Below are 21,447 nucleotides of genomic sequence, written 5' to 3'. Positions count from 1 at the left end.
CCTCCTTTCCCAGAAGATTTGCGGTCATATCAATTTACCTTTTTTGCCACGACGACAAGCCTGCCGTTCTGCGCCGAGTATTCGCAGGTGGAGAGGGTAATGAGCTTATCCCCATATTCAGCGGTCACGCCCGTATCATACAAGGCAAGTTCCTTACACTTCCCGATATAGGCATCAAACTCTTTTTCATTCTCCGCATGGACAAAATCATAGTAGCGGTAGCCCTCCGAGCTGTACGCCACGGTTTTAAACACGGCGATGATTTCATACTCTGCCTGCTCCGTGAGGGTGTCAAACTGGACGGTCTTATGCTTCTCATAAAAGCTCTTGGATTTGTAATCTTCCAACGCCCCGAACATCCTGCCGCCTTTGATGTGGTGTCCGTAGATAACCAGATTGTCGCTTGTGGGGATGTCGCAGTCCTCTTGGATATACGGTACGCCTAAGTCGCTGTATTCCTTTTCAAAGCTGTGCTTCAGATAGAAGTTGGGATTGTTCCTGCTCTGCATGACGGGGTAGTTGATGCTTGTTCCGTCAATGGCAATCCACTGTCGAGCGACACTTTCTGGTAGACTTAAACGGCACTTTATAATCGCCAACTTTTCCAGAAAAAAAGCACAACCGCATCTCAACGACACGGTCATGCCTCTTTCCCTGCATTCTCTCAGCTCAATGCCTGGTTATTGATCGCCGCTAACATTACCTCGGCATCAATCACTTTTTTCTCCATCTGGCTTCCCAAAGTCATCGCGTCTGTCATCACATTGTCAATCAGCCGGGCATTCCCCTGGCTGTAGCTGTGGACAGAACTGATCGCTGCAGTATCAATGATCTCCGGGCTCCCGCCCGCATTCCGGATCTTCTGCCGGATATAGTCCGGCACTTCCTGGTCTGTCAGGCCATGGAAGTTGTAATGCACCACAACCCTCTGCCGCAATGCCTCATTGACCTGTTTTTCCAGGATGTGGTTCAGATAAGGTTCCCCACATAAGATCAGCGAAAAACAATTCACCGAATCATATTTCTGGTTCATTAGCATTTTCAGGTCTCGCAGGATGCTGCTGTTCAGGTACTGTGCCTCATCCAGGATACAGATGAACGGCTGCCTTTTCTCTTTATACAGATAATACAGCCGCTCCTGGATCGACTTGAACATCTGGCTCTTCCCAAATCCGGATTCCAGCCCCAGCGCTTCACACAGCTGGCGGTAGAATTCCTGCACGCTTACTGTGGACAGGCACAGATAAGCACATTGATACAGATTCGGGTTCAGTTTCTTTGAAAAACACCGCAGTGCAAATGTCTTCCCCATCCCCGGGCTTGCCGTAAACACCCCGATCCCGCGGATCTCTTTCAGGTATTCCAGCCGCGCTGTCATCTCACGGAAATCTTCGGATTCAAAAGCATCTTTTTCCTTTACCATCTGCTTATCAAACGGATTAAAACCCAGACCATAATAATCAGTGTACATCTTCCCCACCTCCAAGCGCTGTGCTGTAATCTATGGATACATGGTTCTCCCGCTTTGTTTTCCCGTTCCCTCCCCGATCTGTCAGGCGCATCGGATATCTCTTCCCCTCCGAGAACACCCATACTTTTTCCGGGTCCTCCGGGAGATAGCGGACCTCTACCTTCTGGCCGATGAACTGCATCGGCGCGTCATAGCACCGGGAGTCCAGCTCCACCGTGGCGTCCCGGGATACCCTGCGAGTCGTACGGTTCAGGAAGCATTCCTCCAGCCATTCTGCTGACTGTGGTTTCCTTACCGGGCGTGGGCTGTGGAGATAACGGTACAGCGGCGTTTCCCCTGTCGTGGAATGTTCTGTCGTATTGTGCTTCCGGATATATGCTGCCAGGAGGTCATTGAACTCGTCCAGCGAGCGGATCTGGCTGATGTCGAGCCCGTAAAGCCATCTTTCCTTGAGTGTCCTGAAATTCCGCTCCACCTTCCCCTTGCTGGCCCCATCCCGGACAGGGGTATGCAGAAGCACTGTCCCAATGGATGCGCACACCATATCCAGCTGCCGGTTTTTGTAGGGCGCACCGGAATCCACATACAGTTTGTTCGGGATCCCATAAGCCGCAACTGCGTCCTTAAGGACCTTCTGGAAGTTGTATGCATTCTCCTGGTAAAAGATACGCCCGCCCACGATCATCCGGGAGTAGTCATCCAGGATCATAATCAGGTACGTCCTGTGCTTTTTCCCGTTTTCTTCCAGATACGGGAGGTAACACGTATCTGCCTGGTACATGCCGCCGAAATACGCCTCCTCGAACGCTTTCCGGTCACGCCCGGCCAATGCCGCGTCTGCGCTTTTCAGCCCATTGCGTTTCACAAATCTCTGGACGCTTGCCACAGAAACCGTTGCCGGGATCAAGCCCTCCTGTACCAGCCTGGCGTGGATCTGTGTTGCGTTCAACCTCGGATATTTCTGTTTGATCCGGTAGATCTCATCAATTGCCTCTTCTGTGAGCACCCTGGTCTTTCCAAGGTCGGACCGCGTTTTCGGCGTCAGGGCATCAATCCCGCCGTTCCGGTAAAGGCTGACCCATTTTCCGATTGTTTTGGGCTTATATTTCACAGTCCGCCCATCCGGAAGCCGCATTGGCGTCCGGGATACCCTCCGACAGTAAGCCATGACGGATTCATCTGGGTAAGTTTCCTGGATCACCGGCGCGATCATCCCAAAGCGAAGCCGGGCTGCCTCCATCTGTTCCTCTGTCCGTTCTGTTTTCTTTTGTTGTTCCATTTTATATCGCCTCCGGTTACAGTATATCCCCGCCGCCCCCCAAAGTACATGCCGGGATTATGGGAAACATCCGGAATGTTTTGCCTGGAACTTCAGCGGTGATGGAAATCTGACGCATGGTATGCCTGCAGGAATGAATACCGGAACGACTCCCAAAACCGGAAGAGCCGTTCCCCGTCCAGTTTTCCGATAAAATCAGACGCTTTTTTCTGTGCATCATTCAGGAGCCCCAGGATCATCTGTTTATGGGAAAGGAACAGGTCCCGGAAGACGTAAAGTGTGGAATGGCAGATCTGGTAAGCTTCACAAATATCTTCTACCGTATGGGCATGCAGGAAATAAGCATTCAGAACGGACAGGACAAAGCGCAGGCTGTAAGATGAATAGGGGATCAGCATCTCAGGAAGGAGGGCATGGGTATGCCCGCAGGAGGTGCACTTTACCCGTGGAACACACAGGGATTCCGTTACCGGTTTATCCCCTTTTAACGTGACCATGTAACGGGAATAGCTGTCATGGGGTTTCATGCTGCTTTTTGCCCCACAGTATGGGCAGCACTGGTCCGAAAGCATCAGGTCTCCAACCGCCTGGTCAAACCACTCCTGGTCTGATATTTTTATTTTTTTCAGCTTGCAAAACAGATTGAAAATGCGTATCATAATACTTGGATACTTCCTTTGGGATGTATTTGATGAAAGATGGAACCGGTTCTTGCCAGGAAGGGGTTCCTTCTTTTTTATTATAATCCTGTTTGTAAAGAGAAAAAAGCATGCAGTAAAACACAGCACACTCTCATCTCCCTCTTGTTCTATCTATTCTTATAATTTGCTTTTTTCTTTTAATCTCAATCATTCATAAAATGTTGCTCTACAATCCACCCGACCATATCCTCATTCTGCAAATACAGTTCTTTGTATTTTGCCAATATATCCTCGCCCTCGCTGACGGGCGTCTCCTTATCTTTTGGCGGTTCTTCCTCTGGCTCGGCGTTCTCCACGACCTCGGCAATCTCCGCAAAGGCTTCCGTCTGCTCGTCTATCTGCTGGTAATGGCTGTAAATCTTAAAGCCGCAAAAAACCGCTGCTCCTAAAAAGGTAACAGCGGCGGCGGTACAGAGAATGGTTTTATAGTTCTTAAAATTCATAGGCATTTCCTTTCCTTTTTATATTTTAACGTGTATGCTCCGCCTGCTTCTTGGGCGTGGGTAAATCCCTGCAATATTCGGGATACCGTGCCTTGATGCCCTCCATGAAATACGGGGCGAACTCGCAGCAGAACAATTCCTCTGGCGTAAAGAGTTTCTCACGCCCCTCCTCGGCGTAACCGTTCCAGAGGTTAAAGGCAAGGTGGCAGACCTTGACCGTTCCGCTTGTCTGCCATCCGCCGTGCATCCCCTCTGGCTTGATGCAGTCCGTCTTAAAATCGAACATGGCATTGATGTTCTGCCTTGTTTCCCCCGCAATCCCCATCACATAGAAAAACGCCCTGTGATAGCAGTCGTTTACCCTGCATTTCATCATACTTTCCAGAAAAAAATCACGGTGGGCTGCGTTGCGAAACCTTATCTCTGACATAAAAATCCTCCTTTCTCCTGCGCCGATACGCTGCAATCTGTTTCTTTTTGCAGCCGTGGCAGAATGATATTCTCCACATAAACTTCATTGATTTCAGAAGCGATAAAGTCACGCCCGTTTTTGATGCACTGGACTACCTCGCTCCCAGAGCCTGCAAAGGGGATTACCACTAAATCGCCCGCCTTGCTGCTTGCAAGCAGCATCCGTTCCGCCAGTTTCTCTGGCTTCTGCGTGGGATGCCCTGTTGCTTCTTTATAATTAGGCATAATCCTCGGAAACTCCCACACGTTTCCGCAGGATTTCCCCTTTGGGTTTTTCCTTTTGTCTTTTTCGCCGCCCTCATCATAGGGGATGCGGACGGCGTCAATGTTGATTTCATGCAGGGGGTTACTGTAAAACCACAAGAACTCCGCTTCATTCCGATAGGTCGCTTTCGCAGGTCGCCCCGTCCTGTAATTCCAGACAATCAGATTCCGCTTTATCCATCCAAACTTGTCTAAGACGTGTGTGGAGAGCTTGTCTATCATCTGGCAGCTCCCCCAACAGTAAAACGCACCCGTGGGCTTCAAAATCCTGTGGCATTCCCCCGCCCACGCCAGACACCATTCCAGATATTCCGCAACTGTCTGGAACACAAAGTCAAAGTCCCCTTTCATACGGTAATACGGCGGGTCGGCAATCACTAAATCCACGCTTCTGTCTGGAAGTTCCCGCAGCACTTCCAGACAGTCGGCAGGATAAACACAATTCCTTTCCAAAAATGCCATCTTTTTAGCACTCCCCAAATTTCGTCGTCATCAGTTTATACAGTTCCGTATTGCGTGGAAATTTATTGACGAAAGGCACAAGGGAGCTGCCCACTTTCAAAAGCCCCTGCCCCGCACCGACATTCGTGATATAACTCATCTGCAAATCGGAGATGTTAAGGAGCTTCGCAAGCTCGATGCGGTCTGTGGACGCCTGATTCAACATGATGATAAACTCGCTGTTGGCAAGCATCGTCCTCGCCGTATGGCTCTGCAAGAGGTCGTCTACGTTCTGCGTGATGCCCGTGCAGTACGCCCCGTACTTACGCACACGTTTCCAGAGGGTAAAGAGGAAGTTGGCACTGTATTCATGCTGAAAGAGCAGATAAATCTCGTCAATGAAAATAAAGGTGTTCCTGCCTTTCGCCCGGTTCTGGGTGATGCGGTTTAAAATGCTGTCGAGGACGACAAGCATACCGATAGGCTGTAACTGCTTGCCCAAATCGAGGATGTCGTAGCAGATAAGGCGGCTGTGGGTGTCCACGTTCGTATGCTTGGCAAAGGTATTCAAACTGCCGTCCGTAAACAGCTCAATCGCAAGGGCGATTTCCTGCGCTTCTGGCTCGTCCTGTTTTAACAGCTCCTCACGGAAGTCCTGCAAGGTCGGAGGTGTACCCATATAGTTGCCCTGCTGGTAATGGCGGTAGACGCTCGCCGTGCAGCGGTCAATGATGGATTTCTGCTTTGCCCCAAGGCTTGCCCCGCCGATAAGCTGCTCGCAGAGGGATAAAATAAACTCTGACTTCAAGATGACGGGGTTCGCACCGTCGCCGTAATCAGAGTTCATGTCCATTGCGTTGATGTGGTTGTCGCTCGTCGCCGAGATGTGGATAACCTCGCCCTGCATCGCCTTTACAAGAGGGGCGTACTCTCGTTCGGGGTCTATGACCAAGACATCGGCGTTAGGGTCGGTCAGAATGATGTTCGTCATTTCCTCCTTTGCCGTAAAGGATTTGCCCGCACCAGACACGCCGAGGATAAAGGAATTTCCGTTCAAAAGGTGGCGGCGGTTGGCGATTATCATGTTCTTTGAAATGACGTTCTGCCCGTAATACACGCCGTCCTTATGGTAGATTTCCTGCACACGGAAAGGAATAAACACCGCAAGGCTCTCCGTGGTGAGGGTACGCAGGGCATCTATTTTCCTCACGCCGAACGGCAGGGCGGTGTTCAGACCGTCCATCTGCTGGTACTTCAGCACGGCAAACTGGCAGAGATGCTTCCTTGCCGTCGTGAGCAGGGCTTCCGTGTCATTGTCAAGCTGCTCTTTGGTGTCTGCGGTATGCACCATCGTAAGCACGGCAAACATCATCCTCTGGTCACGGGTCGTCAAATCGTCCAGAAATTCCTTGCTTTCCTTTCTCTGCTGTTCCAAGTCGTAGGGGATGACGGCGGAAAAATTGTTGTTCTGGTTCTGTTTCCTCTGCCAGTTCGTGATGTTGGTTTCCACGCCTAAAAGACGGTTTTCCACCTCCCGCACGGCTTCGTCTGTGGGAACAGGAACAACATCAACAGAGAGCATCATGTTACGGTTTAATTCGCAAAGCTCCGCCACCATGCTGTCCTTGATATAGGCGGCGTACTCTCTGAGGAATATCACACGCCCGTAGCGTTTGCCCATCTTAAAATAATCTTTCTCAAACTCAAAGGAGTCGGGGCAGATATAGTCCTTGAAGTCGTGTCCTTTCCGCATGGTCTGCACCATGTCAAAGGAGAACGCCGTTTCCTCGCCCGTGCGGTAAAAATCATGGAAGATACGCAGCTTGTCGTTAGCATCCAGTTCCGTACACTTCGAGCCTAAACGGTTAAAATGCCCGATAAGGTCAGCACCGACACGGGCAAAATAATTCCTCGCTTCCTCAATGTTCTTCTTGCAGACGGAAACCGTCACATATTTATCCTGCACGGTGGAGTTTGCCCCCGTTGCTTTATCGAGCAGCATCTTGTTATACTCTTTGCGGTATTTATCCAAATCGTCCTCCGCCATCGGGATTAAGATGGTCTGCTCAAAGTCCGCTTTATTGAGCCTGCGATTGTTTATCGTGATTTTCGTGGTCGCCCCGCTATCGAGGGCGTTAAGAAGCTCCGAGTATTCGAGGAACATCGCTTCCTTGTCCTCACGGCTTGCCACGGCGTAGTTGATGTCCTCAAACTTAAATGTCTTTGCGTATTTGTTCCTGCCCACGAGGAAAATGCCGTCCTCCCACATGGTCTTTAACGGGATGACCGCCTGCACCGACTTCGGCACGATGAATTTCTCCCTGTCCTGCTTGAACAGCGTTTTCAGCGTCTTAATCATAATCTACCTCCTTGCGCTTTCTTGATTTCTTGGGCTGCTTTCGCCCGTCTGTCTTTGTTCTTTTTTTCTGCGTTTCCCCTTTTTCCGTTTCTTCTCCTGCACGGCGGGCAATCCTTTCTCATGTGCGTCCAGTGCCTGCTTCACCGCTTCGTAATATAAATTCTCTGGGACAAATAGAATCTTCTTCGGCATCAGAAACTGCGACTTTATCCACGCACACACAAACTGCTCGGCGGTCATGCCGTTGTACCTTACAAATCCCATGACCGCAAAAGGGGAAGCCCCCAAGATGCACATCCAGCTCAATGTTTCCGTCCCGAACCTGCCACGGAGCAGGAAGAACAAGCCGACCGCCACGCCGCAGGCAAGCACGGAAAACAGGAACTGCCGCATCGACAGCCCGAAGAACATGGATTCCGTGTAGTTGCGGATTTCCTTATTTATCTTGACTTCCATATCAGCACCTCTCCTCCCCGACATCCCCCGTCGAAATAAAGAGGATGCTGCGTTTTGGGATATATGCAAATCCAGAAATGGCATCCCCGATTTCAAATATCTCGTTATCGTCAGCTTTTTCAAATTTTCCTACCAGCCCTTTTTCAGCAGGCAGGTCATAGGCTTCGGAAGCCCCGATGACTTCTCCATTTAACAGATGGATATTATAATTCTGGCAATACTTCGTTTCTTTTTTCATTTCAATTTTCCTTTCCTGTTGGATAATTACAAGCCCATCATTTCCCTTACCACACGGTCTGCCATCTTGACCGCACCGACAAGGACGAGCATATTGAACACCAATTCCCCGATATAGCCCCACACCATCGTGACCGCCGCCGCATCGGGGTTGACTGCGGGCGGGGACGCCGCAAACACCGAGAAGATGATGCAGGCAAGCACGATAATCGCCCCCTCAAGGCACACGGCGGAGTAGCTCTTGATGAAGCTCTTTCCCACGCTCTGGCTCGGCTCTCCCGCAAACGAGGACAGCGGCACGGGGGCGATGGCGGTATATAAATATAGCTTGAAAAATCTCCCGTACACCGACATTATCATAATGAACGACAATACCGTGATGAACAGCCCGCCTATCAGCGTGACCGCCCATAGGGGGATGCTCTCGAAAAATCCGCAGTCCTCCACGGCTGTCACTATCTCTGTCGGCAGCACGGTCTTTTGCGCCGAGCCGAAACCTGCGGCTTTCATAATGGCGGAAATCACGCCCTGCACGATTTTAAACAGAGACATCATCAGCTCCAAGCCGTATGTGACCGCACCTTTCGCAAGGGTGAAGCGGATGAACAGCTTCAATGCGTGTTCGGGCTTCTTCACGCTTGCAAAGTCGCCGCAGGTACGCATCACGCCCACTACAAAGAACAGCACGAGCAGGGCAAGCCCTATCGCCTGCAACGCCCCGTGGATGTCAACAATGACTTTCCATATCGCACCGCCTTTAAAGGTTTCGGGGGATTGGGTGATGAGCTGCCATATCTCGGCTAACTTCTCATTCCAAGTGTTAAGGGCGTTCTCCAAGTTCTGGACTACCCAGTTATCAGACACATAGACCACCTCCTGTTTTTTCTGGATAAATGTTTATCTGGACATCAGACGCCACTTCATTGCCCCACACATCCCAACCGTCCGCTTTATTACGGGCAAACAGCTCCAACCTCGGCAAATCCCCCATAAGCTCAACGATTTTTTCCCTTGCTTCATCGGGCTTCTGGCTATGCCCACGCAGAGGGCTGATAAGGAACTGATGCACACGGGCGGATTTCCTGCGGATTTTCCCTTTTGTGGCAAGCAAACAAATTTCTGCATTGCCCCTCGTCCAAAATCCCAGACCAAAAAACCATCCTTTCCCGCTTTTATTCTGCTTCAGCCAGACAAAGGCGACTGTCTTGTACTGGAATCCCCATGCCTTAATCACCTGCAATGCTTCCTGTAATTGTGGGAAAGTCGCCCATAAAAACAGCACGCAGTCGTCAGCCGCCACTTCCGCAATATTTAATTTGCAGATTTCACCTACGCTCATGGTACTGTAATGATGTTCCGCAGCCCCAGAAAGATTTTTCTGGTCATAACGCCATGGCGGGTCAGCGTAAATGATGCTGTATTTTTTTACATTCTCGATAACTTCAACACCTCCATCCTTAAAGTTGGATAACGGAGCAAGTTCCGCAAGGCGGATCTGCCCCGTTACCCCTGTCTTATATCAGTCTGTTATTTCAGTCTGTTTTGGATTAGCCCGTGATGAGGGTCAAAATCTCTTTCGCAAAGGTAATCACAACGCCGCCCGCCAGTGTGAGGAAGCCGTTCGCCCTCTGGGACGGGTCGTGGGATTTCAGCGACAAGCCGACCTGCACGATGCCGAAGCCGAGCATAATCATTCCGACCGCCCGTATCAGACCGAAGATGAAATTGGAAAGGTTGTTGACAACGGCAATCGGGTCACTGGCGGCAAAGGCGGTCACGGACGTTCCGAGCATCAGAGCCGCAGCCAGTACCGCCATGCAGTAGAAGCGGAAACCTCTTTTTACCTTGCCTGTCATCGGCAGTTTCTGGGTTGTTTTGCTCTGGTTGTTCTCGTTCTTCTTAAAAAGTTTCATAGGGTAAATCCTCCTTATAAATTGAATATTTCTTCCAAGTCCTCATCGGACAGAAGCTCATAGGAAGTGCTGACAGGGTTAAGCGTAACAGCGTCTTTTGGAATATCCCCGCCAAACACAAAGGTTGCGACCGCCTGCATCGGCTCGCCGTGGATATACGGCGGCTTCCCACCGTCGGCGGTCAGTTTCACGTTCGGGTGTTTCAAGATGTCGTACTTCAAATCCATGACGGGACGTTCCCCACGCACAAAAAGAAGTGCGTAGCGGTTGTCCAGCATACGCACCTCGTCTGGGGTTAAAAGCTCACGCCCCGAAATCTGGTAGTTGGTGGAATAGTTGCCGCTCCGCCCAGAGCTTTTCCCATAGGTGTTCGTGTCTATCGTGGCTTTTCCAAGAAGCTCACTTACAAACTTATGGGTACTCTGCTCGTTGCCGCCGAGATAGAGGAACTCGTCGGCGTTCCCGACGATGCTTTCCCATTGTTTCTCGAATAATGCTTTGAGCTGTGCCAGATTTTGCAGGATAATCGAAACGGACACGCCCCTTGACCGCATGACGCTCAAAATCTTGTCAAAGTCATCGGGCAAACTGACGTTCGCAAATTCATCCATAATGAACTGGCAGTGGACGGGCAGGCTCCCGCCGTACTTGTGGTCGGCGAGGTAGAATAACTGTTGGAATAGCTGCGTGTATAACAGCGACACAAGGAAATTGAAACTGGTGTCGTTGTCTGGTATCAATGCGAACAGTGCAACTTTCTTCTCGCCCAAAGACGGCAAATCCAATTCGTCCGTGGCGGTCAAAGATGCAAGGCTTTCCAGATTGAACTTCTCAAGCCGTGCGGCGAGGGTTATCTGGATGCTCTTTAGCGTCTTGGCACTTCCGCTGTGGTAATCACGGTAATATTTCAAAGCGATATGCTCTGGGTTTACCATCTCAAGACGGTCAAACAGTTCGTCAAGCGGGCTTACATAGCTGTCGTCGTCCTCCCTTACCTCGCCCGCCCTTAATAGCTCCATCACCATCGGGAAATTCTGCTCGTCTGGCGGGGCTTCGTATTTCAGATAGAACACGAGGGACAGAAGCAGCATACTCGCCGCTGTGTCCCAGAACGGGTCTTGCGACTGGCTTCCTTTCGGCGTGGTCGCCTTAAAGAGATTCGTCACAAGCCGCTGCACGTCGTTGTCATTTCTTAAATAGACAAAGGGATTGTAGCAATGGCTCTTGTGCATATTGATTAAATCAAGCACACGCACCTCATAGCCTTTCTTTTCCAGAAGCCCGCCCGTGTCACGGACAATCTCGCCTTTCGGGTCTAAGATTACCATTGACGTGTTGCACTGCATGACATTGGGCTTACAAAAAAATCTGGTCTTTCCTGCGCCAGAACCGCCCACCACAAGGATATTTAAGTTCCTCCTGTGTTTCTTCCCGTCAAGTCCGATGCGGACGCTCTGGGTCAGCAGCTTGTTCTCCGATGCGTTTTTATCTCGGTATTTTTTATTAAGCGTACTTGCATTGCCCCATTTGGCAGAGCCGTGTTCCTCCCCCTTGCGGTAGTTCCTGCGTGTGGAGAAATAAACGCCGATTCCCATGCCGTAGGCAAGCAGGAAAATAAGGACAATTCTGGGAGTGTCCTCACATACCGTTATGGAAAACGGGTTCTCCATTGCCACGGACAGGTTGCCGATTATCTCCACGATGCCGCCGCTGACATAAGGGGCAGTCAGCAGGGCAAGCCACACGACAGGCACGATTCCGCAGAGGGAGAGGATTAAGCCCGCCTTATAATCATCACCGTTCTTCATGGCACTTGCACGGGGCGACCTTTACTTTCTTGGTCGGGGCGAATGCCACCCTGCTTATCAGCTCGTCAACAGGCTCGGTGGGGCGTTCCTCCTGTATCTGCTGCGTCCGCAGGGTGTTGAGGGCATTGAGGACGATGTTCTTATCGTATTTGTCCAATGCCAGATGGTATCGTTCTTCTTTCATGGTCTGCACCTCCGATTATTAGCGTTCCTGCTCTTTGGATTTGGGCGGCTTGTTCTTCTCAAGGCTCTTATACATGTCCGACTGGATTTCGCCCAGAACGTCACGCATCGAGCCAAGCTGCCCCTTAAATTCCTGCGTTTCCATGCCCGCAAACTCTTTCGGGAGATTGTCAAAGCGGAAGCCTTTGGTGTCCACGCCGTAGCGGGAGCTTACCATATAGGCGACGCAGAACGACTTGAACTCTGAAGCGTCACGGCTCTCCTTATGCTTGAAGTCAAAGACCGCCGCCGACACTTCCTTTGCCATGCTGACAAAGAGCTGTTCTTCATTCAATCCTGTCTTGACGAAGATTGTCTGCTGCGAACTGTCGTAGAACGCAGGCAGCTCAAGCTTATCATCTGGCACAAAGGAAACGGGGCTTGCGTCAATCATCGCCGACACAAGCTCCCGCATGGTTTTGGCTTCCTGCGGCTGCTGCCTGTCCTTTGCCGTGGTCTGGGAAATGTCGTAGACCACTTTTGCGTTGTAGCTGACCGCTTTTGAGCCGTCCTCCCGCTCGTACTCTTTCCCCGGCTCAAGGATAGTAATTTTCTGTGCGTCCTTGTCCACATAGGCACGGCTCTGTTTCCAACTGCCGTAGTCTTTAAGCTGCGTCGCTTCGGGCATCTGTGCCGAAACCAAGATGGCGTTGTTGACGGAGTAGCGGTCAAAATGCCCCTGCACGTCAAGGTACTGCTGAAACGCACCTCCGTCCGCCATCATTTTTTCGCAAGTCGTGTCTATCAGCTCATAGGCTGCTTTCCGCTGCTCCTGTTTCTGCGCCGCCCATTCCTCTTTGTTAAAAGGTCTGCCGCCGCCGCTGAATACGTCGTAAATGCTCATGCTCATCTTGCTCCTTTCGATTTTGGTTTCCGTTTCCGCTTCTGGGGCTGCTTATGCTCCGTCTTTCCTGCGGGCGGCTTCTTCGCCCTGTCGGAAGATTTTTCTTTTGCAGGGGAAACGCCCGCTTCCTGCTCCTTGCGGCTCTCCTTGATTTTCCGCAGTTCCTCCCTGACTGACGGCTTCTCCGCCTTAGCCATAGTAGCCCCCTCTGCGGGCTTCCTTTGCTGCTTTAAGGTAGGCTCGGACAGAGGGGATTTTTCTGTCTTTGCCACCGAGGGGTTTGGGGCGTTTTCCTCTTTCTGCATGGGCTTTCCCATAAGGGCATCCATGAGCCTGTCTTTCTCCGCCTTTTCTTCCACACCGACGTCTGGCTCTGGCTGACCGTCCTTTGCCCCTGCGTCTTTTTCTCCTGCGGTCTTGGCATCTCTCGCCTTTCCCTTTTCCCCTTTCGATTTCTCCGCTTCGGTCACGATAGAAGCGGTGTCCACCGACGCAAGGCTGAACCGCTCCACGATGCGGCTGATTTTCGATGCGTCCTCCGTACGGGCAATCACGTCCACTTCCGCATTGGGGTCTTTGTTCTTACGGTCTGCCAAAACGCAGTAGAGTACGCCGTATTTCTTCGCTTCCTGCGTGAACTTCTTCAAGTCGCCGCTCTTTACGGTAAAGACTTTCAGTTCTTTCCCAGAGCGGAGCATGTTTGTGAGCCTTGCCTTTCCTTTAGTTTTCTGTTCCTCTTTTAAAATGGAGTAGAGCAGGATGGCGATGTTCTTCGCACCCGCCCCCGTGATTCTGGCTGCGACCTCAAATCCCTCCAAGCTCATCCTTACGATTTGCTCCGCCGCTTCGCCGCCTGTGTTCATGCTTCATCAGCTCCTTTCCTTTCTGTTCTTTATCATCTGCCCGTATGACATTTAATTTTTCTTTGAGGGTGTCGCTGCGGGCTTCGATTCCCTCGCACAATCTGACCTCCTTCCGTAGTGTTTTCATGCGCCCTGTGATTTCCGACAAACGAGCCTTGACCGATTCTTTATCTTTGCCGCTTGCCTTGCGGCTCTGGGAGTAAAGCCCCTTGCGCTGTTCGGTCAGCTCCTGCATCTCGGATTCCAGAGAGCCTTTATAAGACAAAAGCTGCCCCGCCGTGTCAATATGGTTGCGGCAGAGCAGCCTTGTTTCGTTGGTAATGGCTTCCATCTTCAGCAAGTCGTCTTTCAGAAGATAGTGAAGCCTTGCATAATTCGGTTGTTTCTTCTTTGGCAGGATGCCGAGCTTGTAGCAGTAGTGGAGATACAGCCCACGCAAGCCGCCGATTTTCTTGGCATCCTTTAATGTGCCTTTTACCTTTATCACTCTGACCTGCGGCTGTTCTTTGGAAAAGCTCTGGAACTTGACCGCATAGGAATTTTCCCTTATGCGTTCCGTTATCCTCTCGTTGGTGTAGTCTTCGCCGAGCTTGTAGAGCCGCTTCGGTCTTTGCCATCCCTTGCCGACTATCGTCCAGTATTTTCGGTTGGGGTCAAAATTGATGCGGTATCCCATTTCCGACAACTGGCGGTCGAAGTCTTTCAGCGTGAACGATTTTGAGATGGCTTCGTCCACCGCCTGCCGTGCCACGGCATCCCTCGTAGGCAGACCGTTCTTCTCGGCTTGGCAGAGGACATAGGGCTTCTTCCTGCCGCTTGGGTGTTCGATGACCGATAAGGAATACTCACGGCACAATTCGTCCGAACGCTGGCGGAGCAGCCGCAGGTTCTTCTTGTTGTCGTAATAGTGCCTGCCGTCAATATAAGAAACCGAGTTGACGACAAAATGGTTGTGCAGGCATTCCGTGTTCAGATGCGTCGCCACAATCACTTGAAACCTGTCGCCCCACATCTTCTCCGCCAGCTTCACGCCGACCTCATGTGCCTGCTCTGGCGTGACCTCGCCCGCCTTGAAGCTCTGGAAGCCGTGATAACAGACTATTTCACTCTGGTCGTTCCATTGGGCTTTCGCCATCATCATCTCATCCCTTGCAGTGGTCGGGTCGCAGTTTACGCCCGTGACAAAAAACTGACGCTCGGTCTTGTCGCCGTTGGTGGCATACTTCATCACGTCGCCCATCGCCTGCAAGTCTGCATCCGTGTATTTGGGGTTGGCGGTCTTTTCTGGGTTCTCGGCGTAGCCGATGGGGTGGTCGAGCCTGCCCTTTACGTCCCATATCTCGCAGACCGCCATCAGCCAGACATCTTCCTCGGAACAAGGTAGCATCTGCCCACGTTCAGACGGAAGTCACGCCACCGTTTGGCTTCGTCGTAGAGCATCGGCGTGTCCACAAAGTTTAGGGCGTTCGCCTTTGCCGCAAGCTGGTTGATGCGGTTGCCGATGGCGGACAGCTCCCGCATGATTTTATAAAACTCTGGGTCTGGCTTCTCGCACAGGCGGTAGCCCATGACCATCGACTGGAGCAGGGCTTGTCTGGAATGCCCCGCCCTCTCCGCAAGGGAGCAGAGGTATTCAGCTTCTTCCTCTGTCAGTCGGAACAGTATCTGCACGTTTCGTTTCCGCATTGGCATCCCCCTTTCCCTCGGAGAGCCTGTTAATCTGCAACACGCACATACACGCCACGCCGACCATGCCGCCGAGCGTCGTGCCGAGAGCGAAGAACAATAAATCTCTCATCCTTAAAAACTCCTTTCTTCCTGCCGCACTCTGGCGGCGGTCTTTTCCACGGGGTATTAGGGGAGCTTTCCCCTAACAAGCGAATTTTGTTTCCATCGGCTGATGGATAACCAAATTCAGTGCTTGGTAAGACGTGTCTTTAATCCCCGTCCCCGCAACAGCATCCTTTACACACCGTTCTGAAACACGGACAGCCCGAACAACAATCGTCCTCAAAATCCTCTCCCTCGGATTCGTTTTCTTCCCCTGCGTCCTCCATAGGGTCGTTAATCTCGGCTTCGCCGCAGACAAAATCCCCGTCGGAAAACTTCACAAGGTCGGTGTCAAACAGGACGGTCTTTAACTTCTCCGCCGCCTGTTCGGGGCTGTCGGCATGGATGGAAACGGTCTTTGCATAGTGGGCGACAAGGGTCACTTCATAATTTTTCAATCGTTCTTTCCCCCCTTTCGGTCTGAAATTTTGTTATGGTTACGGTCATTTCTTACTGAAAATCTTCATTCAGTCAGCGGGCATCCCTCCTTTCACGGCTCGGTTTCTGCCTTGCAATCCCCAGATAGGACATTAAAAAATCGTTGAAGTCCTTGCCGATTGGCGGCGGTTCATCAACAATTCGGTAGTCTTTCTGCAACAATTCTTTCAAGGCGGCGGTACATAAACGACCTGCTTTGTCCTTATCCAGATGCAGAAATATGGTCTTGATTTGCGGGTTTGCTTTCAAAAAAGTCGTGAGGGCAACGGGGATTTTGCTTTCTTTCAGCTCTTTCTTCGGCTGGTACACGCCCGACAGGGAGAGAAGATTCTCCGCTTTATAATCTTTTCCCTCACATTTTAAATAGGTGGCGTAGGAGAGTAAATCAATGGCGGCTTCAAATAAATGCACGGCATCGGTCGGCTCTTTTGCCAGCAAGCGAAACGAATACCGCTTGTCGCTGCCCGATGCGTCACGCTTGAAGCTCCGCATCGTGCCACGGCAGGCGGCGTACTTTGGCGTCCCACTTTCATCTTTCCCGATGAAAACAGCGTTGTGGTAGTCGGCACTTTCAAATATAATCCCCTCGGCAATACACTCTTGGATAAGCTGGTAGTCAATGCCACGCCCGAAAAGATACTCCGTCACCCTGTCGCAGTTTTTGTTCTTCGGCGGCAGGAGCAGCACCTTTGGCTCGTCTTTTTTCACGGCAGGGGGCGGCGGCTTCCAGTCCGCCATCGTCTGTCCCGTGAGGGTTTCCACGGCTTCCACAAAGCCGTATTCCTTGACTTTCATCAGATAATCAAGGGCGGAATAGCCGCCGAAGCCCCTCGACCACCAGTACCATTTGCCGTTGGAAATCTTCAAGCTGTCATGCTCAGCGGTACAGTAGACGTTCGTCGTGCCTTTGACTTTGACAAGGTTGCTCGGTTCGTAGGCTCTAAGATAAGACAACAAATCTATCTGCCTTGCCTGCTCAAGTACGTCTGGGTCAATCTGCACATAGGGTTTAGATGCTCTCATTCAAATAAAAATCACCTCCAGAAATAGAATTAGCCGAGGGATTTTCGTAAATGAAAACCTCTCGGCTATGTAAAAAACAATATCAAGTTTATACTAACATCATTTTTTCTTGACTAGTTCACTAATTGTGTCCCTTTTCAGATGCCACTTTGGAAAGCTTTATCAAGAAATCATTCAAAACATTATTCCATATATTTAATTCTGAAACACACTTTTTAAGGTTATCTTTATAATGATTTTCATTGATTCCTAATAATTCAAACAGTGTTCTGCGATATAATAAACTTATTTTTGACGAATATAAAACGGACTCATTTCCAGTAAAATGTAAGCCTTTTTGTTTACGCTTGATGTGCATTATCCGAACTCTGCTATTAACCATTGTTGATAAAAACTCATCATAATTATTGGATAATTCATTTTCAAAAATATCTGTACCAAATTTATCAATCAAAGCTTCTAAACAGTTTCTAAGAGTTGTTCCACGTTCCCCTGGAAACAAAGATGAGAAAAGATTGGTATGTTCTTTTACAATTTCAATAAGAGGTTCTGCTAATTCCACCAAAAAAGCACATTTAACATCTACTGTTATTCCACTATTGCTTACTGAATAAAGATACATTTGATGCACCACATCTAATTCATCAAGCAATTTTTCCCATTTATAAAACAAATCCGCTGTAATGACAGAATCAAATTGCATCATTTTGTCATTAGAATAATTACAAAAATCGGCAGATGAAAAGTAAGATAGCCGCCTCTCTATAAGTTGTTCTTCATAAGAATGTAATATATCTTCATTTTCCATATCAGATTCAGATAATTGAATTTTTGATAATGGGATAAACGTGCCATCCAATAACATTAACAACCGTTCAATACTTAAAAACAGTGCATCCAAATCAAATACGGAAACATCCTCATCGGAAGTTACTGTTATTTTTCTAATTCCTAATTGTTCAATACTAATATGAAAATTCTTCCCCTTTTTAATGTCAAAATTAACTTCATGCGGACCGTCTAACATCATTTTTTCATCTTTAAAGGTAGCTACTAAAGATTTGCACGCTACTATTTGCTCCATACTTTCTTTCCTCCTTTTAACACATTTTCTTCACAAAAAAACACATTCTCATATTTACTAATTCAAACTATAAGTAGTCCAATCTGTAAAATTACTTACCTCATCTTTAGTAAATATTAGAATGTGTTCTTTCGTATTTTCGTTCAGAATAAACTATTTCCCGAAATTTGTCAACAATATTTTGTGATTTCTTATAAAAAAAATCAAGATATAGCGTTTATTGTCTATCCGAACTATGTAAAAGACGGCATCAGCACTCACGCCGACACCGCCTTTCCCTCGGTCAGTCCGTTATAAAATCCCTGCCTTTTTCAGATACCCCACGCTGTCATAGCAGCCACGGAAGTAAACCGACTGCATCTCCATGTCCGTAAGTTTGTTTCTAAGCTCCATTACTTCAATCAACGCTGCACATTCTTCCTCGGTCAGTTCCGCCGATGTTTCCGTGTCAAACACTCCCAAGACTTTCGGATATTTCCCATAAAGTCTCTCAATCTCGGCTCTTATGGCACGGTATTCCTCGTTTTCTCTGGACAGCTTTGCCACGACAGAGCCGAGGTATTCATTGAAGATATTGCTGTGGGCGTCTACAAAAGTTTCAAATCTGAACGTATCAGACATTCCTCTTCACCTCCGATTTTTTCTAATCGTCCTTATTATAATACCCCAAAATCAGCAGTACAAATGTGCAAACTGGATTTAACGCTCCCTATCCACACTTTTTTTCTCTGGCTGTTCGTCGTTCTGCTCTGGTTCATCGTCAATAACAGACTTGTCCTTTTCATTCAGATTCAGTTCGATATTGAGGGCGTTCAGCCGTTTCGTCTTTTCTTTCAGCTCATTTTCAAAGGCAAACGGCTTCTTCACTTCCTCTTTTGCGGTTTCAAGCTGTGCAATGGTTTCCTCCTTTCTCGTCTTGGCGGCTTCCAGTCTGGCGGGGATTTTGGCAATCTCATTCTCGATTCGGGTCAGATTGCCGATGGCATCCGTCCCTAAATCTACCTTATATTTCCTCATTCCGCAAAGGTTCAGACAATAGTGTGCATTGACGGTATCATAGAAAACCTCCATCTGAAAGCCACGGTAGCTGCCGATTTGTATCGGCTGTGACAGCGGGTTTTCCTTGCAGATGGCAAGGAGCATCCCGCCTGCGTCCGCTTTTTCTTTGTAGGTCACGCCGTTTAAGGTCATCGGGCAGAATTTATCCTCGCCCTGCGGCTTGTGCTGGCTGGCAATTTCCACATCGTTTTCGTAGCCTATAATGCGTTCCTCATACTCCTTAATCTCCTGCGGGTAATGCTTCAGTATCCTGTCCTCAAGGTCGTAATGTTCGGAAAGGTAGCTCTGCTTCAAAACTTTCAGCTTCGCCACCTGCATATCCAAGTCCATTTTTTCCTTAAAGCGTTCGTCGCCCGTGGCAAGCATTTTCACCTCCGCAAAGGAGAGGGCGACCTCGTCCACGTCCTCGGCAGAACGCACGGGGCTTTTGCTCGTCATTATCTGGGAAATGAATTTCTGCTTTCCCTCGACGAGCTGGTCGGGTAGGTCAGCGGTATTACTACCGCCTTCCCCCCTAAGAACCGTGCATGAAAGTTTCCCCTCACACGGCTCAAGCACTTATAAGCCCTGCATTACCAGAGCCGGTTCATCAACATTTTTCGAGTAATGGATAAATCTATGGCAGGCTGCGTGTAATAAAAACTTTCTCTCTTTGAAGTCTTCCCCTATAACTGTATGGATTCTGAAACCTTTTTCTACCGTTATCGCTTCCTTGCAGTATGGGCAGATTCCGCCCTGCGTTTTGTACAAAGCGTTCAGTTTCTTCCTGCCGCCTATCTCACGGAACATTCTTTCGGTATCCCTGTCCTCAAAATATTCTGCGTAACTGGCGTCGAATGGCGTCGCTTCTGACTTTGTTTTCAGCCACCTTACGATTTTTGTGTCAGTGGCATAAATCAGGTTGAGTTCAAACGAATCGCTCGTTTTCACGCTGAATGTCCAGATTCTTGTCCCGACCTGTCTGAAATATCTTTTCGCTATCCATTTGTGACTCTTTCGGGGATGTCTTCGTTTACACCACCGCCATAAGCATCTCCATACGTCAAAATCGAATCTCTCAAACGCATCCGTGGATACATTGTATTTGTGGAAATTTACCCACCCTCGGATAACTGGGTTCAGTTTTCGGATTAAATCCTCCTGTTTCATGGATGGGTTCTGCTTTATGATTCCCCTTACTTTACTGATTATGGCTTTATAGTTCTTTTTGGATGGTTTGGTCAGAAGCTTGTCTTTGTACCACCGTATATTTGTCCCAAGAAAATCAAACCCGTCTTCGATATGGGTTATGACTGTCTTTTCCTCTGACAGTTCCAGCCCTCTTTCTGACAGGAAATCCCGTATGATTGGGAGCACTCCGTTTTCCAAAAGTTCCCTGCTCTCGCCAGTGACGATGAAGTCATCCGCATAACGGATAAAATTGACTTTTGGGAAATATGATTTTCCATTGCTTTTCGTTTTGTGGTATTTCTCTTTTATCTTGGCTTCCAGTCCATCCAGCACCATGTTACAGATAGTCGGTGAAATCGCTGAACCCTGCGGGCTTCCCAAATCTGTCGGGAATAGCTTCCCTGTTTCGATATAGCCGCTTTTTAACCATTTCCGCAGGATATCCTTATCCATTGGGATGTTGCTTAAAATCCACCCATGGCTGATGTTGTCAAAACAGCCTTTTATATCTCCTTCCAGCACCCACTTCGGGGATTTCCCCTTGTTCAGACAGGTGAAGCATTGCTCAATAGCGTCCTGCACGCACCTTTTTGCCCTGAACCCATAGGAATTTGGGTCAGCGGTGGTTTCTGCAATCGGCTCTATCGCAAATTTATATAACGTCTGCATTGCCCTGTCCTTCATGCATGGTATGCTTAGGGGGCGTGGCTTTCCATTCTTTTTCGGGATATACACCCTTTTTAATGGCAATGGTTTGTAGCCCCTGCGTTTCAGTCCGAGAATTGCTTCATATTTCATTTTTGGGGTAGACCATAATACTTTGTCTACGCCTGCCGTCTTTTTGCCTTTATTACCCGTCACCCTCCTTACGGCTAATGCACGCCCGTAAAAAGAGTGTGTGAGCAGCCACTGCAAAGATTTTACCTTGCCTGTCCTGCCCTGTTGATGAGCCTTTACGATACGCATTTGCAGTTTTTTAACGTATGCCTCTGCCTTGTTCCAGTCTATGCTGTCCCATGCTTTGGCTGCGTCAGAAGTCGCACACGTTTTACCGTTCATTTGCCTTACTCC

Annotated in this window: 26 protein-coding genes; all 26 read right to left on the bottom strand. The window is 49.2% G+C overall.

What is annotated here, in order from left to right; all coding sequences use genetic code 11:
* Nucleotides 1–29 precede the first annotated feature (29 nt).
* Complete coding sequence (locus AC6I3O_RS11015; protein WP_497850909.1) at nucleotides 30–644, bottom strand: class B sortase; 615 nt, start codon at nucleotides 642–644, stop codon at nucleotides 30–32.
* A 20-nt stretch (nucleotides 645–664) separates the two neighbouring features.
* Nucleotides 665–1,471, bottom strand: a complete 807-nt coding sequence (locus AC6I3O_RS11010) for an ExeA family protein (protein ID WP_290452041.1) — start codon at nucleotides 1,469–1,471, stop codon at nucleotides 665–667.
* Nucleotides 1,461–2,750 carry a TnsB C-terminal domain-containing protein gene (locus tag AC6I3O_RS11005; RefSeq protein WP_290452042.1) on the bottom strand — a complete coding sequence of 430 codons (1,290 nt, stop codon included), beginning with the start codon at nucleotides 2,748–2,750 and terminating at the stop codon, nucleotides 1,461–1,463. The genes AC6I3O_RS11010 and AC6I3O_RS11005 overlap by 11 nt, the downstream gene beginning before the upstream one ends.
* Before the next feature lie 92 nt (nucleotides 2,751–2,842).
* Nucleotides 2,843–3,409, bottom strand: coding sequence for a DUF6431 domain-containing protein (locus AC6I3O_RS11000; RefSeq protein WP_354022698.1), 567 nt, complete (start codon nucleotides 3,407–3,409; stop codon nucleotides 2,843–2,845).
* 185 nt (nucleotides 3,410–3,594) lie between these two features.
* Entirely contained in the window at nucleotides 3,595–3,894 is a 300-nt protein-coding gene (locus AC6I3O_RS10995; RefSeq protein WP_497850908.1) for a hypothetical protein, read from the bottom strand.
* Nucleotides 3,895–3,919: 25 nt separating this feature from the next.
* Nucleotides 3,920–4,324, bottom strand: a complete 405-nt coding sequence (locus tag AC6I3O_RS10990) for a DUF6075 family protein (protein ID WP_135990833.1) — start codon at nucleotides 4,322–4,324, stop codon at nucleotides 3,920–3,922.
* On the bottom strand, nucleotides 4,312–5,091 hold the full coding sequence (locus tag AC6I3O_RS10985) for a DNA-methyltransferase (RefSeq protein WP_497850907.1): 780 nt from the start codon (nucleotides 5,089–5,091) through the stop codon (nucleotides 4,312–4,314). The genes AC6I3O_RS10990 and AC6I3O_RS10985 overlap by 13 nt, the downstream gene beginning before the upstream one ends.
* 4 nt (nucleotides 5,092–5,095) lie before the next feature.
* Nucleotides 5,096–7,429, bottom strand: coding sequence for a VirB4-like conjugal transfer ATPase, CD1110 family (locus AC6I3O_RS10980; protein WP_497850906.1), 2,334 nt, complete (start codon nucleotides 7,427–7,429; stop codon nucleotides 5,096–5,098).
* A 3-nt stretch (nucleotides 7,430–7,432) separates the two neighbouring features.
* Entirely contained in the window at nucleotides 7,433–7,885 is a 453-nt protein-coding gene (locus tag AC6I3O_RS10975) for a PrgI family protein (RefSeq protein ID WP_497850905.1), read from the bottom strand.
* Between the two features lies 1 nt (nucleotide 7,886).
* The gene (locus AC6I3O_RS10970; RefSeq protein WP_120391755.1) at nucleotides 7,887–8,123 is read right to left on the bottom strand and encodes a hypothetical protein; all 237 of its coding nucleotides are present in this window, start codon (nucleotides 8,121–8,123) and stop codon (nucleotides 7,887–7,889) included.
* A gap of 26 nt (nucleotides 8,124–8,149) precedes the next feature.
* Entirely contained in the window at nucleotides 8,150–8,986 is an 837-nt protein-coding gene (locus AC6I3O_RS10965; RefSeq protein WP_497850904.1) for a VirB6/TrbL-like conjugal transfer protein, CD1112 family, read from the bottom strand.
* Entirely contained in the window at nucleotides 8,979–9,560 is a 582-nt protein-coding gene (locus AC6I3O_RS10960) for an MT-A70 family methyltransferase (RefSeq protein WP_497853452.1), read from the bottom strand. Before AC6I3O_RS10960 ends, AC6I3O_RS10965 begins: the two co-directional genes overlap by 8 nt.
* A 109-nt stretch (nucleotides 9,561–9,669) precedes the next feature.
* Entirely contained in the window at nucleotides 9,670–10,035 is a 366-nt protein-coding gene (locus AC6I3O_RS10955) for a glutamyl-tRNA amidotransferase (protein ID WP_497850903.1), read from the bottom strand.
* A 14-nt stretch (nucleotides 10,036–10,049) separates the two neighbouring features.
* Nucleotides 10,050–11,843: a VirD4-like conjugal transfer protein, CD1115 family gene (locus tag AC6I3O_RS10950; RefSeq protein ID WP_497850902.1), complete on the bottom strand. Its 1,794-nt coding sequence runs from the start codon at nucleotides 11,841–11,843 to the stop codon at nucleotides 10,050–10,052.
* Nucleotides 11,830–12,027: a hypothetical protein gene (locus AC6I3O_RS10945; RefSeq protein ID WP_016221079.1), complete on the bottom strand. Its 198-nt coding sequence runs from the start codon at nucleotides 12,025–12,027 to the stop codon at nucleotides 11,830–11,832. The genes AC6I3O_RS10950 and AC6I3O_RS10945 overlap by 14 nt, the downstream gene beginning before the upstream one ends.
* An 18-nt stretch (nucleotides 12,028–12,045) precedes the next feature.
* Nucleotides 12,046–12,909, bottom strand: a complete 864-nt coding sequence (locus tag AC6I3O_RS10940) for a hypothetical protein (protein ID WP_497850901.1) — start codon at nucleotides 12,907–12,909, stop codon at nucleotides 12,046–12,048.
* Nucleotides 12,910–12,911: 2 nt separating this feature from the next.
* On the bottom strand, nucleotides 12,912–13,772 hold the full coding sequence (locus AC6I3O_RS10935; RefSeq protein WP_497850900.1) for a PcfB family protein: 861 nt from the start codon (nucleotides 13,770–13,772) through the stop codon (nucleotides 12,912–12,914).
* Nucleotides 13,714–15,159 (bottom strand): relaxase/mobilization nuclease domain-containing protein, encoded by a 1,446-nt coding sequence (locus AC6I3O_RS10930; RefSeq protein WP_497850899.1) that lies wholly within the window; start codon nucleotides 15,157–15,159, stop codon nucleotides 13,714–13,716. The genes AC6I3O_RS10935 and AC6I3O_RS10930 overlap by 59 nt, the downstream gene beginning before the upstream one ends.
* Nucleotides 15,126–15,458, bottom strand: coding sequence for a plasmid mobilization protein (locus AC6I3O_RS10925; protein WP_497850898.1), 333 nt, complete (start codon nucleotides 15,456–15,458; stop codon nucleotides 15,126–15,128). Before AC6I3O_RS10925 ends, AC6I3O_RS10930 begins: the two co-directional genes overlap by 34 nt.
* A complete protein-coding gene (locus tag AC6I3O_RS10920; protein WP_497850897.1) occupies nucleotides 15,406–15,570 on the bottom strand; it encodes a DUF3789 domain-containing protein in 165 nt (54 codons plus the stop codon). The genes AC6I3O_RS10925 and AC6I3O_RS10920 overlap by 53 nt, the downstream gene beginning before the upstream one ends.
* Before the next feature lie 139 nt (nucleotides 15,571–15,709).
* Nucleotides 15,710–16,000 (bottom strand): hypothetical protein, encoded by a 291-nt coding sequence (locus AC6I3O_RS10915; protein ID WP_497850896.1) that lies wholly within the window; start codon nucleotides 15,998–16,000, stop codon nucleotides 15,710–15,712.
* Nucleotides 16,001–16,073: 73 nt separating this feature from the next.
* Nucleotides 16,074–17,063 (bottom strand): DUF3991 domain-containing protein, encoded by a 990-nt coding sequence (locus AC6I3O_RS10910; protein WP_497850895.1) that lies wholly within the window; start codon nucleotides 17,061–17,063, stop codon nucleotides 16,074–16,076.
* Between the two features lie 121 nt (nucleotides 17,064–17,184).
* Complete coding sequence (locus AC6I3O_RS10905; protein ID WP_497850894.1) at nucleotides 17,185–18,147, bottom strand: HEPN domain-containing protein; 963 nt, start codon at nucleotides 18,145–18,147, stop codon at nucleotides 17,185–17,187.
* Nucleotides 18,148–18,438: 291 nt separating this feature from the next.
* Nucleotides 18,439–18,768 carry a DUF6664 family protein gene (locus tag AC6I3O_RS10900; protein ID WP_497850893.1) on the bottom strand — a complete coding sequence of 110 codons (330 nt, stop codon included), beginning with the start codon at nucleotides 18,766–18,768 and terminating at the stop codon, nucleotides 18,439–18,441.
* Nucleotides 18,769–18,846: 78 nt separating this feature from the next.
* Entirely contained in the window at nucleotides 18,847–19,764 is a 918-nt protein-coding gene (locus AC6I3O_RS10895) for a hypothetical protein (protein WP_497850892.1), read from the bottom strand.
* Nucleotides 19,765–21,435, bottom strand: a complete 1,671-nt coding sequence (gene ltrA, locus AC6I3O_RS10890; protein ID WP_497850891.1) for a group II intron reverse transcriptase/maturase — start codon at nucleotides 21,433–21,435, stop codon at nucleotides 19,765–19,767. It lies immediately after the preceding gene.
* Between the last annotated feature and the right edge of the window lie 12 nt (nucleotides 21,436–21,447).

It is taken from the genome of Sporofaciens sp. St.21A7, from assembly GCF_059728535.1.
This window is presented reverse-complemented; position numbering and strand designations above follow the sequence as displayed.

Bases quoted from the DNA above. Each gene is read 5' to 3' on its own strand.
- AC6I3O_RS11015 (WP_497850909.1), bottom strand. From the start codon at position 644: ATGACCGTGTCGTTGAGATGCGGTTGTGCTTTTTTTCTGGAAAAGTTG.
- AC6I3O_RS11010 (WP_290452041.1), bottom strand. From the start codon at position 1,471: ATGTACACTGATTATTATGGTCTGGGTTTTAATCCGTTTGATAAGCAG.
- AC6I3O_RS11005 (WP_290452042.1), bottom strand. From the start codon at position 2,750: ATGGAACAACAAAAGAAAACAGAACGGACAGAGGAACAGATGGAGGCA.
- AC6I3O_RS11000 (WP_354022698.1), bottom strand. From the start codon at position 3,409: ATGATACGCATTTTCAATCTGTTTTGCAAGCTGAAAAAAATAAAAATA.
- AC6I3O_RS10995 (WP_497850908.1), bottom strand. From the start codon at position 3,894: ATGAATTTTAAGAACTATAAAACCATTCTCTGTACCGCCGCCGCTGTT.
- AC6I3O_RS10990 (WP_135990833.1), bottom strand. From the start codon at position 4,324: ATGTCAGAGATAAGGTTTCGCAACGCAGCCCACCGTGATTTTTTTCTG.
- AC6I3O_RS10985 (WP_497850907.1), bottom strand. From the start codon at position 5,091: ATGGCATTTTTGGAAAGGAATTGTGTTTATCCTGCCGACTGTCTGGAA.
- AC6I3O_RS10980 (WP_497850906.1), bottom strand. From the start codon at position 7,429: ATGATTAAGACGCTGAAAACGCTGTTCAAGCAGGACAGGGAGAAATTC.
- AC6I3O_RS10975 (WP_497850905.1), bottom strand. From the start codon at position 7,885: ATGGAAGTCAAGATAAATAAGGAAATCCGCAACTACACGGAATCCATG.
- AC6I3O_RS10970 (WP_120391755.1), bottom strand. From the start codon at position 8,123: ATGAAAAAAGAAACGAAGTATTGCCAGAATTATAATATCCATCTGTTA.
- AC6I3O_RS10955 (WP_497850903.1), bottom strand. From the start codon at position 10,035: ATGAAACTTTTTAAGAAGAACGAGAACAACCAGAGCAAAACAACCCAG.
- AC6I3O_RS10950 (WP_497850902.1), bottom strand. From the start codon at position 11,843: ATGAAGAACGGTGATGATTATAAGGCGGGCTTAATCCTCTCCCTCTGC.
- AC6I3O_RS10945 (WP_016221079.1), bottom strand. From the start codon at position 12,027: ATGAAAGAAGAACGATACCATCTGGCATTGGACAAATACGATAAGAAC.
- AC6I3O_RS10940 (WP_497850901.1), bottom strand. From the start codon at position 12,909: ATGAGCATTTACGACGTATTCAGCGGCGGCGGCAGACCTTTTAACAAA.
- AC6I3O_RS10935 (WP_497850900.1), bottom strand. From the start codon at position 13,772: ATGAACACAGGCGGCGAAGCGGCGGAGCAAATCGTAAGGATGAGCTTG.
- AC6I3O_RS10930 (WP_497850899.1), bottom strand. From the start codon at position 15,159: ATGCTACCTTGTTCCGAGGAAGATGTCTGGCTGATGGCGGTCTGCGAG.
- AC6I3O_RS10925 (WP_497850898.1), bottom strand. From the start codon at position 15,458: ATGCGGAAACGAAACGTGCAGATACTGTTCCGACTGACAGAGGAAGAA.
- AC6I3O_RS10920 (WP_497850897.1), bottom strand. From the start codon at position 15,570: ATGAGAGATTTATTGTTCTTCGCTCTCGGCACGACGCTCGGCGGCATG.
- AC6I3O_RS10910 (WP_497850895.1), bottom strand. From the start codon at position 17,063: ATGAGAGCATCTAAACCCTATGTGCAGATTGACCCAGACGTACTTGAG.
- AC6I3O_RS10905 (WP_497850894.1), bottom strand. From the start codon at position 18,147: ATGGAGCAAATAGTAGCGTGCAAATCTTTAGTAGCTACCTTTAAAGAT.
- AC6I3O_RS10900 (WP_497850893.1), bottom strand. From the start codon at position 18,768: ATGTCTGATACGTTCAGATTTGAAACTTTTGTAGACGCCCACAGCAAT.
- ltrA (WP_497850891.1), bottom strand. From the start codon at position 21,435: ATGAACGGTAAAACGTGTGCGACTTCTGACGCAGCCAAAGCATGGGAC.